This window comes from Streptomyces sp. NBC_00239 (genome assembly GCF_036194065.1).
In the GTDB taxonomy this organism is placed as follows: domain Bacteria; phylum Actinomycetota; class Actinomycetes; order Streptomycetales; family Streptomycetaceae; genus Streptomyces.
Genome location: NZ_CP108095.1, coordinates 6,827,788 through 6,840,866, shown reverse-complemented (window position 1 = coordinate 6,840,866; position 13,079 = coordinate 6,827,788). Strand labels below are relative to the sequence as shown.

Here is a 13,079-nt window from a genome sequence, read left to right as displayed (position 1 = left end):
CCCGTAACCGAGCAGCTTCATATCCCCCGCCTGGCGGATTGCCCCCTTCCGCGAATACATCCAATACTGATTGGTGCAATCTTCTGGAGGAGGATCCTGTCATGCCGAGCGAACCGCACCAGCAGGCGAAACAGCCGGTCAGCGCCGCCCTCGCCGGTCCGTACGGGCATCCGTTCCATCCGATCCTGGTCACCGTGCCGATCGGCGCGTGGGTGGGCAGCCTCGTCTTCGACATCGCCTCCCACCTCGTGGACGATCCCGACTTCCTCGCCCGCGGGGCGATGTGGCTGATCGCCGTGGGCGTGATCGGAGCGCTGGCTGCCGCGCTGGTCGGCCTCCTGGATCTGTTCGCCATCCCCACCGGCACGCGCGCCTTTCGTACCGGTCTCATCCACATGACGCTGAACCTGCTGGTGACCGCGTCATACGCAGGCAGCTTCCTGTGGCGTCACGCCGGGGACGGGCCGTCCGGCAGCGTCGGGGCGGGGCAGCTCGTAGTGAACGCCGTGACCTTGGCCGTGCTCGGCGTCTCGGGGTTTTTGGGCGGCAAGCTCGCCTACCGCTATGGCGTCCGCGTCGCCGACGAAGCGACGCAGGCCGAGGGCTTCCTTCCGTCCCGCCGGAACTCAGCCCGCCCCTGACCCGCAGCGAGCGCATTCGCACTACATATTCACCGCTACCGCTCAGGGAGTTCCCATGGACATGGCCGCACTAAGGCGCTCACGACTCCAGCGTCCGCTCACGGACGACATCGGGGTGGGGGTCTTGAGCAGCGGCGCCATACGTCCTGGGCTGCATTGCCTTGGAGGAGCACGGCCCTTGTTGAGGCCAACGACGGCGACCGGTACCTGTGCACCGCCTCCCCGACCGGCCAGCTCACCGCAGCCCCGACCGACCTGTTCCGCTCGCACGCGGCCGCCGAGGCCGAACGCCTCGGACGGGAGCGCCGCCGAGTCTCCCGCCCCATGACGCCTTCGCCGTCGGCGCTGCCCTGGAAGTCCTCGACGCGCTCGATCAGATGTACCAGCCGCAGTTGTGCGTGCTGATGCCCGACCATGCGTATGGTCGCCGACCAGCTGCTGCTCGGCTCGCCGGCACGAAGGCCCCTCCTCCCGCAACGGCTTGACGTCACCACCAAGCTGGCCGGCCTGCTCGCCGCACCGATGCGCCTGATCGTCGTGGGCGAGTCCAGGCGGCTGACCGGCGACTGCAACGAGCTGCTGAGCCACTCCACGACCACCCCAAGACCCGCTACGCCCTGCGCTACGTCGGCGGCGGCTGAGAGTCCTTCGAACGGATCGCCGCCAAGCTCGACGACAACCCCAACCGGGTCAACTACGCAACGCGACGTCGGGCCATGGTCGGCTGGCGGATGCCGACGTCCGATTGGCCCGAGCTGTGCAATGGTATTCCCAAGCTCGGCCGCCTGGCCCGGCAGGAGCCGGCCCTCGGCGCGGTCCTCGTCTGGGCCGAGGTCACCCAGTCCGAGCATCTCAACTGCCCTCTTCTTGCCACGACGGTGCTTGCCGGCCAGGACAGGAAGCTGTTGGTCGACCAGGTAGGCCAGTTCCTCACCCCGACCAACCAGAAGGCCGGGCGCCTCAAGCTCCGCCGCCGGCTCGAGCTCTACGCCGCCCGTCTCGCCGCGCGATGTGACGCCGCACCTCGCGGCACTTTCGGGCCGGGCACTTCGGCGGTTTCGGCTGTTTGGAGCACAATCGGCGCGGTATGAGAAGCGGCGGATGCCGACCCGTGCGGGTGATCGGGTGGATGCCAGGCGAGGGTCGGGCTTATCTGTGGGGCTTGCCGGAAGCAGGCCCCCGAGCAGTGGACAACACGCCTAACGGGTCGGCGTGGAAGCCGCGTCGGTGATGCGGGTGCGTGCCGCGTCCACCATGTCCCACTGCTCCGGGGCGAGGATTGCCAGTGTCGCCGGGAACACCCCGTCCTGTTCCTTGAGGATGTGCTCACGTAGCAGGGCGAGTGCCTCCATCAGCCGACTGGGCCAGCCCGGATCGGCCGGGACGCCGTCGGCGGCCTCGCCCAGGACCTTCTCGATGCGTCGGTGTTCGTCCTCCAACGCGGCGATCTGCTCGGGGAACTCGTCCGACATCGCGGGGAAGAGGCCGTGTTCCTCCACCTGGGTGTGCGGGAGGAGAATCGCAGTGATCAGGCGTGCCACCCGGGCCATCTCCGCGGCATCGGCGCCGTGGTGGGCAGCACGCACGACGCTGATCAGATCGACCACGCTGTCGTGCTCGGCGGTCAGTTCGGCGATGGCCTTGATCGACTGGCAACCACAGTACTCACACATGGGGATCCCTTTGCTCACCGCACGGGTGCGGGCTCGGTGTCGGGCGCTGCGGGACGGGCTGCTACCCGGCGTACGCCGGTGACGGTGTACGCGAGTGCCGCTAGTGCCACGACGGCAAGCAGGGCCAGCCCCAGGGCGTAGGAGGCTGTGGCGCCGTAGATGGTGCCCATGACCAGTGGCGGGATGAATCCGCCCAGTCCGCCGGCCGCGCCGACCATCCCGGTGACCGATCCGACCTTGTTCGCCGGAGACAGCAGGGCGACCAGGGCGAATGTGGCACCGCTGCCGGCTCCCAGAGCGGCGGCCATGGCCAGGAATGCGATGCTGCCCACCGGAGCCAGTGACGGGGAGGCGGCCTGTACGGCCGCGCCGACGGCCACGACCGCCATGGCCGTACCGAGCACCGGTGTCGGCCCCACGCGGTCCGACAGCCAGCCGCCCACCGGCCGCATCGCGACCGCCAGCAGCACGAACCCCGCCATGCGGTTCGCCGCGTCCGCCTGACCGAGGCCGTAGCCGGTCTTCAGGTAGGTCGGCAGGTATACCGAGAACGCTACATACCCGCCGAACGCGACCGCATACAGGGCGCCCGCCTGCCAGGTGATGCCCAGGCGGGCGGTGGCGGCCAGCCGGTGGCCGGGCGGCTCGTTCGGCGCGGTCCGCCCGGGAGCGTCCCGCAGCACCACGGCGGCCAGCACCGCGTAGACGGCCAGCGCGGCGGCAGTGATCAGGAAGGGGTTGGCCATGCCGTGGGCGTCGACCAGCTGCACCGTGGTGAGCGCGCTGATCGCGGTGCCGCCCATGCCGGCTCCGAAGATCCCGATGACCAGACCACGCCGCTCCGGCGGGAACCAGGCGCTCACGAAGGGCACGCCGACGGCGAACGAAGTGCCGCCGATTCCGAGAAAGAACCCGCCCACCAGCAGCGCGGTGAGCGAGGAATGGCCGGCCAGCCCCAGAAACAGCACTGGAGCCACCGTTGCGGCAGAGACTAGCGGGAACATCACCCGCCCCCCGAACCGGTCGGTCAGGGCGCCCACAGGAATCCTGCCCAAAGACCCCACCACCACCGGCACCGCGACCAGCAGTGACTGCTCGAACGAGCTGAGCAGCAGCGTGTCCTTGAACTGCGGCCCCAGTGGACTCAGCAGGGCCCACGCCCAGAAGTTGATGGCGAATCCCAGTGTGGCCAGCGCCAGCATCACCACCGGCCGGGCATCGGGCGGCACCGGGCCCCCCGCGTCCGCTCGCCCGTCAACCGCCCCTTCCCTCACATGGCGCATTGCTGCCCTCTCCGTCCCGCTCGCGGCTGCCACCAGCTGACAGCCTGGGCCGGGACACTCTCCTGGTCTTCCACCAGCGGCTCCAGCCCCAGGTTCGGGCACCGGCCGGCCGGGTGGCAGGGCCGTTCGGCCTCTCCGTTCGGCCAACCGGGACCAAGAGACAGAACGATCGTGGCCCTGCGTGTCCCCCTACGCGAAGTCGAGCACCTCGCCCACCGGACGGCGGGGGGACCGCACACCCCCAGGCCCGTACCCAAGCCGCAACACCATCTGCACATGCCCCATGGCAGTGAGAGGGTCACGCACATTCCACCGCAGATCAGGACGTTCCAGCGCATGAGAGGTCAAAGAGGTGGCCAGCCCATGGGAAGTGGCCGCGAGCAGAACACGCTCCATGGCCTGACCGGCCCGCAGCCAGTCAGCAGGCCCATCTTCTGCCGTGCCCAGCAGAACAAGCCGCGGCGCACTCTCGAAGGTGGCCGCAGGGCGATCCGCAACGCGATGCCGGCCGGCGAAGTCACGCACCGGAGCCCTGCCGTCATGCCGAAAGGGACCGAAAGCGTATTCCGGTACGCCGTCAGTGCTGAGCGACGCGGCGGGGCCGGTGCGGATCCAGCCCTCCATCTCCTCACTGTTGGCCGGCTCCAGGCTGTCGCGTCCCTCGGCGTCCTGGACCAGTTCCAAGATCGACTGAGTGTGCCAGGCATCGGGAACGCCCAGGCCGGCGCCCTCCGCACGGGCCGCCTCGCGCAACTCACGCCACACTGTCTCTGGAATCTCCTGCTCCGTGAACGGCTCCCGGCTGGTGTGGCGGCGGCGGATGGCCGGGCGCAGCGCGCTCAGGACGGCGCTGGCGACGACTGGTTCGTCAAGGCGCACCGTGGCGACCAGGAGTCCCTCAGCCGGATCGGGCAGCAGCCGGCAGACCGGCTCGAGACCGGCATGTGCTGCGGAGACCCGCAGATTGAACAAAGCCGCACCACAGCCCAGGTGCAGGGCTCTGTTGTCCGGGTCCGCGTGCGGCATCGCCCGTGCTGTATCGGCACGGAGCTCCAACACATGACGTTTCGAAAGCCAGCGAAACCGCCACGGCTGCGCATTATGCATCGACGGAGCCGCCGTGGCGTCCTCGACCAGGCCCGTCACCCGTCCGGGATCGACATGCCGCATCGGAACACCTCCGCTGAGAACCCACCGCACTCCAACGCCTCGGAGCGTCTCCTACCCACCGTAGGGCGGAGCTACCGAAAGGCAAACGCCCTCGTTGGACCGGGCATGACAAAAGAACCGATGCGAGAGACCTGCGAGATGCCCGACCGGGGTGCTGTTGCGCCGGCTGCCCCCGCCACAGGAGCCCGCCGCAGTGAGCGAACTGATCGAGGCGATCGTGACGGCCCCGCCCCTGTCGGCAACGATCAACGCATCCGCACCTTGCTGCAGGACCTGGCGCGCGTAGCCGGCATCCAGGTACTCATGCCGCTCCGTCGCCGCCTGTACGACGGACTGCGGTGAGACTCTTCGCGGCCACCCGGAGGCCGGCATCGCAGCGGCACCTGAACCGACACCGCGCCGCCAGCACCCCGGGGCCTCGGACGGCGCCGGCGCAACGGCGCCGTCGTGCCGGGCATTGACGATCACTGAATGAGTGACAGACTCGGCCCATGCAGAAGTTCTCTCTGGATGCCAAAGTCCGCGAGCACGTGCAGCATGCCGCAGCAGCTGCCTCCGGGCGTAGCGCGGAGACCGTCTACGGCGGCGCCGAGCACGTACTGCGCCAGACTGTCGTGGCCCTGGAGGCGGGGAGGTCACTCACCGAACACGAAAACCCCGGCGAAGCCACACTGCTCGTTCTGCGCGGACGGGTGCGCTTGCACAGCACCGATGCATCGTGGGACGGGATGGCCGGTGACATGATCGTAGTACCGCCGGTTCGGCACAGTCTTGAGGCACTGGAGCGATCCGCGGTTCTGCTCACCGTTGCAAAGCATCAATGACCTCGGCGCCGGTCCCGAGAGTCGCTGAACGCGCTGCCTGGCGCGGCTGTCCGCACCTTGAGCGCTGAGCCACACGCTTCGCTCACATCGCTCGGCAAGCTCCCCCCTCGTGTGCTCCGATAAGCCCACCGACACGCATCGCGGTGCGGTGCGTGACCGGTCGGTGGCATACCGGAGTCGGTGAAGGGTGCAGGGACGCCTCCGCCGGCCATCGTTGTCCCTGGGATGGGTTGGCCCGTGCGTGTTCGGCCGTTGTTGTGCGCGGTCACCGCGGGTTTCGCATCGGCCGATATTTCGATCGTTGTCCCCTTTTACCGCACAAGGACAGGAAGCGTTATGGGCAAGGATATCGGGATGGACGGGCCCCTGGCCGACGCACTGGTACGCAGTCGGCGGTTCTTCACCCGGGGTACGGTCTCCGCCGATCTGAGGACGCTGTCGCAGACCGGGGGCCGTGACGCCGACGACTTCTACCGGGACCGGTGGAGCCACGACAAGGTCGTCCGCTCCACCCATGGCGTCAACTGCACCGGTTCCTGTTCCTGGAAAGTCTACGTCAAGGACGGGATCATCACCTGGGAGACCCAGCAGACCGATTATCCCTCGGTCGGCCCGGACTCGCCGGAGTACGAGCCCCGCGGCTGCCCACGCGGCGCGGCCTTCTCCTGGTACACCTACTCGCCGACCCGGGTGCGCTACCCCTACGTCCGTGGTGTCCTGCTCCAGATGTTCCGTGAGGCGAAGTCACAGCACGACGGCGACCCGGTTCGGGCGTGGGCGCACATCGTCGAGAACCCGGCGAGGGCCAAGGCGTACAAGTCCGCGCGGGGCAAGGGCGGCCTGGTCCGTGCCACCTGGGAGGAAGCCGCGGAGATCATCGCGGCTGCCCACGTGCACACCATCGACAAGTACGGCCCCGACCGGGTGGCCGGTTTCTCACCGATCCCGGCCATGTCGATGGTCTCCCATGCCTCCGGCGCCCGGTTCGTCAACCTCATCGGCGGCTCGATGCTGAGCTTCTACGACTGGTACGCCGACCTCCCGGTGGCCTCGCCCCAGGTGTTCGGCGACCAGACCGACGTCCCGGAGTCCGGGGACTGGTGGAACGCGGGCTACCTCATCATGTGGGGCTCCAACCTGCCGGTGACGCGCACACCGGACGCGCACTGGATGACCGAGGCCCGGTACCGCGGCCAGAAGGTCATCGCGGTCGCCCCCGACTACGCCGACAACGTGAAGTTCGCCGACGAATGGCTGCCGGCCAAGCCGGGCACCGACGCCGCCCTGGCCATGGCCATGGGCCACGTCGTGCTCAAGGAGTTCTTCGTCGATCGTCACACCCCGTACTTCACGCAGTACGTCAAGACCTACACCGATCTTCCCTACCTGGTCCGGCTCGACGAAGCCGCCGGACCAGGTACGAGCGGCGAGAAGACGTACACGGCGGGCAAGTTCCTCACCGCCTCCGATCTCCCCGGGCACCAGCATGAGGAGAACGCCGCGTTCAAGACCGTGCTCGTTGACGCGCGGACAGGGCAGCCGGCTGTTCCTGGCGGTTCTCTGGGGCACCGCTACGGCGAGGCCGGTGTGGGCAAGTGGAATCTGGAACTCGGTGACGTCGACCCCCAGCTGACGCTGATGAGCACCTCGCAGGAGAGTGTGCTCGTCCGGTTCCCGCGCTTCGACACCCCCGACGGTGCGGCGGCCGACCTGCCGCGCGGTGTGCCGGTCCGGCGGGTCGACGGCCATCTGGTCACCACTGTCTACGACCTGCTGCTCGCGCAGTACGGCGTGGGCCGGGACGACCTTCCGGGAGAATGGGCCACCGGGTACGACGACGCCGAGTCGCCCTACACCCCGGCATGGCAGGAGACGATCACCGGTGTCCCGGCCTCCACCGCGGCCAGGGTCGGACGCGAGTTCGCCGCGAACGCCGAGGAGTCCAAGGGACGCTCGATGATCGTGATGGGTGCCGGAACCAACCACTGGTTCCACTCCGACACGATCTACCGGGCGTTTCTCACCCTCACCAACCTGACGGGCTGCCAGGGGGTCAACGGCGGTGGCTGGGCGCACTACGTCGGCCAGGAGAAGGTCCGGCCGCTCACCGGCTACACACAGATCGCCAACGCGCTGGACTGGAACCGGCCGCCGCGCAACATGATCCAGACCGCGTACTGGTATCTCCACACCAACCAGTTCCGCTACGACCAGTTCGGCGCCGACACTCTGTCCGCCAAGACGGGCAGCGGGCAGCTGGCGGGAATGAGCACCGCCGATGTACTCGCGCAGAGCGCGCGCATGGGCTGGATGCCGTCCTACCCGACCTTCAACCAGAACCCACTCGACCTGAGCGACCAGGCCACCGCGGCGGGGACCCCGGTGGGCGAATACGTGGTCGAGCAGTTGAAGTCGGGTGCCCTGGAGTTCGCGGGGGAGGACCCGGACTCGCCCGAGAACTATCCGCGCATTCTGTCCATCTGGAGGGCCAACCTGCTCGGCTCGTCCGGCAAGGGCAACGAGTACTTCCTCAAGCATCTGCTCGGTGCCGACTCCTCGGTACGGGCCACCGAGACACCGCAGGACCGACGGCCGGTCGACGTGAAGTGGCACGACGAGGCCCCCGAGGGCAAGCTCGACCTGCTGATGACGATCGACTTCCGGCAGACCAGCACCACGGTCTTCTCCGACGTCGTGCTGCCCGCCGCCACCTGGTACGAGAAGCACGACCTCAACACCACGGACATGCACCCCTTCGTGCACTCCTTCAACCCGGCCATCGCGCCGCCCTGGCAGACCCGCACGGACTGGGATGCCTGGCAGACGATCGCCGAGAAGTTCAGTGAGCTCGCCGCCAGCCGGCTGGGAGTCCGCAAGGATGTGGTGGCCCTTCCGCTCACCCACGACACCCCGGACGCGATGGCGAATCCGCACGGAACCGTGCGGGACTGGAAGAAGGGCGAGTGCGAGCCGGTCCCCGGGGTCACGATGCCCAGGCTCGTCGAGGTCGAGCGCGACTACGGGGCCGTGGCCGAGAAGATGAACGCACTCGGTCCGCTCGTGGACACGCTCGGCGCGACCACCAAGGGTGTGACCTTCGAGCTCGGCGCCCAGGTGGACTACTTGCGGCGCAAGAACGGCACGGTCCGGACCGGTGCGGCGGCAGGCAGGCCGTCGCTGAAGCGAGACGTGAACGTCTGCGAGGCGATCCTCGCGCTGTCCGGCACCACCAACGGGGCTCTTGCCACCCAAGGGTTCAAGACTCTCGAGAAGCGCACCGGCGTGCGGCTGGCCGACCTCGCCGAGGAGCACGAGGGTAAACAGATCACCTTCGCCGACACCCAGGGCCCGCCCGTGCCCGTGATCACGTCACCGGAGTGGTCAGGATCGGAGAGCGGCGGCCGGCGGTACTCGCCCTTCACCATCAACGTCGAGCGCAAGAAGCCGTGGCACACGCTGACCGGGCGTATGCACTTCTACCTCGACCACGACTGGATGGCCGAGCTCGGCGAAGGACTCCCGGTCTACCGGCCCCCGCTGAACATGGCGGCACTGTTCGCCGAGCCCTCCCTCGGCCACGTCTCGGACGGCTCCGCCGGCCAGGGCGTCGAAGGTCTCACCGTGCGCTACCTCACCCCGCACAACAAATGGTCCATCCACTCCGAATACCAGGACAACCTGTTCATGCTCTCCCTCTCGCGGGGCGGCCAGAACATCTGGATGAGCGACCGGGACGCCGCGAAGGTCGGGATCAAGGACAACGACTGGATCGAGGCGGTCAACCGCAACGGCGTGGTGGTCGCCCGGGCGATCGTGTCCCACCGGATGCCCGAGGGAACGGTGTACATGTATCACGCACAGGACCGGCTCATCGACGTACCGACCGCCGAGACCTCCGGCAAGCGCGGAGGCATCCACAACTCGCTCACCCGGCTGCTGGTCAAACCCACACATCTGATCGGCGGCTACGCGCAGCTCACCTACGCGTTCAACTACCTCGGCCCCACCGGAAACCAGCGCGACGAGGTCACCGTCATCCGCAAGCGCTCGCAGGAGGTGACCTACTGATGAGGGTCATGGCACAGATGGCGATGGTGATGAACCTCGACAAGTGCATCGGCTGCCACACCTGCTCGGTGACGTGTAAGCAGGCATGGACCAACCGCTCCGGCACCGAGTACATCTGGTTCAACAACGTCGAGACCAAGCCCGGGCTCGGCTATCCCCGCACCTACGAGGACCAGGAGAAGTGGAAGGGCGGCTGGACGCTCAACAAGCGGGGCCGGCTCACACTCAAGGGCGGTGGCCGGTTCAAGAAGCTGCTGACCATCTTCTCCAATCCCAAGCTTCCCTCGATCAACGAGTATTACGAGCCCTGGACCTACGACTACTCCACGCTCACCGACGCGCCGGCTCAGGAGCACACGCCGGTCGCGCGTCCCAAGTCGCTGATCTCCGGCAAGGACATGAAGATCGAGTGGTCAGCCAACTGGGACGACGACCTCGGCGGCTCCACACTCAACGGTCACCGGGACCCGCTGCTGAAAAAGATCGCCGACAAGGTGAAGTTCGAGTTCGAGCAGACCTTCATGTTCTACCTGCCGCGCATTTGTGAGCACTGCCTGAACCCCTCGTGCGCCGCCTCGTGCCCCAGCGGTGCGATCTACAAGCGCGAGGAGGACGGCATCGTCCTCGTCGACCAGGACAAGTGCCGCGGCTGGCGGATGTGCGTCTCGGGCTGCCCCTACAAGAAGATCTACTTCAACCACCGCACCGGCAAGGCGGAGAAGTGCACCTTCTGCTTCCCCCGCATCGAGGTCGGGCAGCCCACGATCTGCTCCGAGACCTGCGTCGGCCGACTGCGCTACATCGGTTTGATGCTGTACGACGCCGACAAGGTGCTCGAGGCCGCGTCCACCACCGACGAGCAAGGGCTCTACGAGGCCCAGCGTGACGTCTTCCTCGACCCGTCCGACCCCGAGGTGGTGCGCGCGGCCGAGAAGGCGGGCATCGCCCGCGACTGGATCGACGCCGCCCAGCGCTCCCCGATCCACGCCCTGATCAGCACCTACAAGGTGGCACTGCCGCTGCATCCGGAATACCGCACCATGCCCATGGTCTGGTACATCCCGCCGCTGTCCCCGGTCGTCGATGTGGTCAAGGAGACCGGCGAGGACGCCGAGGACAAGGGCAACCTGTTCGCCGCGATTGACGCGCTGCGGATCCCGGTCGAGTACCTCGCCGAACTCTTCACCGCCGGCGATATCACGCCGGTGGACGCCGTGCTGAAGAAGCTCGCCGCGATGCGGTGCTACATGCGTGACATCAACATGGGCCGCGAGCCCGACGCCTCGATCCCCGCCGCCGTCGGGATGAGTGAGGAGGACATGTATGACATGTACCGCTTGCTGGCGATCGCGAAGTACGACGAGCGCTATGTGATACCGTCCGCCCACGCCGAGCAGGCCCACTCCCTGGAAGAGCTGGCCACGGAATGCTCGCTCGACTACGAGGGCGGGCCCGGGATGGGCGGTTCCGGCCCGTTCGGGGAAGGATCGGGCGCCCCGACACCGATCGCGGTGGAGAACTTCCAGATGCTGCAGGACCGGCAGACCTCCGACTCGCTGGCCGGCCCCGACGACAAGGCAGGGCGGGTCAACCTGCTCAACTGGGACGGCAGGGGCTCTCCCCCCGGGCTCTTCCCGTCGAAGGGATCGGACTCGTGAGCAGGGTCCGCGCGAAGTCCGCGCTGACTTCGCACCAGCTGACCATTGTGTGGCAGTCGGTCTCGCTCCTCCTGGACTACCCGGACGAAGAGCTTCCCGGACGGATCGCGCTGGTCCGGTCGGCGATGCGGGAACTGCCTCCGGCGCTCGGCGGGACGATGCGCGAGTCCGTGGAGCAGCTGGAGGCCACGCCCTCGGCGGAGCTGCAGGCGAAGTACGTCGAGACCTTCGACAACCGCAGACGCTGCAACCTGTTCCTGACCTACTTCGCCCACGGGGACACCCGCAAACGGGGAGTCGCTCTGCTCCGGTTCAAGCAGGTCTACCTGCGCTCCGGCTTCATGCTCGACGATGCGGAGCTGCCCGACCACTTGTGCGTCGTGCTCGAGTTCGCCGCGACGGTTGACAGAGAGCTCGGCCGAGGGCTGATGCTCGACCACCGGGCCGGTCTTGAGCTGCTACGGCTGTCGCTGCGGGACATGGCCTCTCCGTGGGCCGGCCTGGTCGAAGCCGTCACCGCGACCCTGCCGCCGTTGCGCGGCGACGAGCGGGACGCCGTGAGCCGCCTCGCCGCAGAGGGACCGCCCGAGGAAGAGGTCGGGCTCGCACCCTTTGCCAACCCCCGGTTCAGCCCCGCCGCCTCTCGCGAGACCACGACGCTGCCCATGCCCACCTTCCCAGGAGCCCGCACATGAATCAGTTCCTGTACGTGGTCTTCCCCTACATCTGCCTGACGGCCTTCGTCCTGGGACATCTGTGGCGCTACCGCTACGACAAGTTCGGCTGGACCACCCGCTCCTCCCAGCTCTACGAGAACCGGATACTGCGGATCGGCAGCCCTCTGTTCCACTTCGGGATCATCGGGGTGTTCTTCGGCCACGTGATCGGGCTGGGCATCCCCAAGTCCTGGACCGAAGCGGTCGGTGTGTCCGAAGGGCTCTACCACTTCCTGGCCTTTTCGGTCGGTGCGCTGGCGGGGCTGGCCACGGTCGTTGGGATGGCGATCCTGATCTACCGTCGACGCACCGTGGGCCCGGTCTTCTCAGCCACCACCCGGATGGACAAGGTGATGTACCTCTTCCTCGCCGTGGTGATCTTCCTCGGCCTGTTCAACACGGTGGCGGCCAACATCTTCGAGCACTACGACTACCGGGACGGTGTCTCGGTCTGGTTCCGCGGAATCTTCCGATTCGACCTCCACCCCGAACTCATGGGCGAAGCGCCGCTCGGCTTCCAGCTCCACGGCCTGTTCGCCATGGCGCTCTTCGCGCTGTGGCCCTTCACACGGCTCGTCCACGTGTTCAGCGCCCCGATCGGGTACTTCACCCGCCCCTACATCGTCTACCGCAGCCGCGACACCACCCAGCTCGGCAGCCACCAGCCACGTCGCGGCTGGGACCGGGTGGGCTGACACGGATGGTGGTCAATGCGCCGGTCCCCGCCACCGGCCAGAACCATCAGCCGGCATGGCCCGCTGCCGGGCATCTGACTCGCGCATCCGAGTGGTCCGTGGACGCCGCGGTCTTCGATCTCCGGCTCGCCACCCTGCACCCGGGCCGTGGCCGGAGGTGAGGCTGCTGCCGGATCCGCACGACCCGGTTCGCCGGCCACCGTACGACTGACGGTGATGATGCGAGTGGCAGTTCTGTTGATGCGTCCGACTCGCCGACTGACAACGCGGACGCTCAAGCGGTCGCCGAAGCCATCGCCGACGCACCGGTGCCTGGCCGGCCGTATCGACGACACACCCTCGTCATGAACA

The 13,079-nt window shown here is 67.8% G+C and carries 10 protein-coding genes; 7 read left to right on the top strand and 3 right to left on the bottom strand.

Features of this window, described 5'->3' with window-relative positions; genetic code table 11:
* Positions 1–101: 101 nt before the first annotated feature.
* Entirely contained in the window at positions 102–641 is a 540-nt protein-coding gene (locus OG764_RS30295; protein WP_033215571.1) for a DUF2231 domain-containing protein, read from the top strand.
* A gap of 716 nt (positions 642–1,357) precedes the next feature.
* On the top strand, positions 1,358–1,732 hold the full coding sequence (locus OG764_RS30290) for a hypothetical protein (RefSeq protein WP_266354791.1): 375 nt from the start codon (positions 1,358–1,360) through the stop codon (positions 1,730–1,732).
* Between the two features lie 108 nt (positions 1,733–1,840).
* On the opposite strand, the gene OG764_RS30285 is transcribed toward OG764_RS30290, so the two are convergent.
* The 3 genes from OG764_RS30285 to OG764_RS30275 form a co-directional block, all read right to left on the bottom strand.
* Positions 1,841–2,314 carry a hemerythrin domain-containing protein gene (locus OG764_RS30285; protein ID WP_033215563.1) on the bottom strand — a complete coding sequence of 158 codons (474 nt, stop codon included), beginning with the start codon at positions 2,312–2,314 and terminating at the stop codon, positions 1,841–1,843.
* Positions 2,315–2,328: 14 nt separating this feature from the next.
* A complete protein-coding gene (locus OG764_RS30280; protein ID WP_266355116.1) occupies positions 2,329–3,516 on the bottom strand; it encodes an MFS transporter in 1,188 nt (395 codons plus the stop codon).
* 270 nt (positions 3,517–3,786) lie between these two features.
* Positions 3,787–4,767, bottom strand: a complete 981-nt coding sequence (locus OG764_RS30275; protein WP_033215561.1) for an Acg family FMN-binding oxidoreductase — start codon at positions 4,765–4,767, stop codon at positions 3,787–3,789.
* 491 nt (positions 4,768–5,258) lie between these two features.
* Here OG764_RS30275 and OG764_RS30270 point away from each other — a divergent pair, with 491 nt between their 5' ends.
* From OG764_RS30270 to narI, 5 genes are all read left to right on the top strand, one after another.
* Positions 5,259–5,591: a cupin domain-containing protein gene (locus tag OG764_RS30270; protein ID WP_033215559.1), complete on the top strand. Its 333-nt coding sequence runs from the start codon at positions 5,259–5,261 to the stop codon at positions 5,589–5,591.
* Between the two features lie 354 nt (positions 5,592–5,945).
* Complete coding sequence (locus OG764_RS30265; RefSeq protein ID WP_208869297.1) at positions 5,946–9,659, top strand: nitrate reductase subunit alpha; 3,714 nt, start codon at positions 5,946–5,948, stop codon at positions 9,657–9,659.
* Positions 9,659–11,317: a nitrate reductase subunit beta gene (narH, locus tag OG764_RS30260; RefSeq protein ID WP_033215556.1), complete on the top strand. Its 1,659-nt coding sequence runs from the start codon at positions 9,659–9,661 to the stop codon at positions 11,315–11,317. Before OG764_RS30265 ends, narH begins: the two co-directional genes overlap by 1 nt.
* Positions 11,314–12,012, top strand: a complete 699-nt coding sequence (gene narJ / locus OG764_RS30255; protein WP_051762612.1) for a nitrate reductase molybdenum cofactor assembly chaperone — start codon at positions 11,314–11,316, stop codon at positions 12,010–12,012. Before narH ends, narJ begins: the two co-directional genes overlap by 4 nt.
* Positions 12,009–12,728 (top strand): respiratory nitrate reductase subunit gamma, encoded by a 720-nt coding sequence (gene narI / locus OG764_RS30250; protein ID WP_033215555.1) that lies wholly within the window; start codon positions 12,009–12,011, stop codon positions 12,726–12,728. Before narJ ends, narI begins: the two co-directional genes overlap by 4 nt.
* The last annotated feature ends 351 nt before the right edge of the window (positions 12,729–13,079 follow it).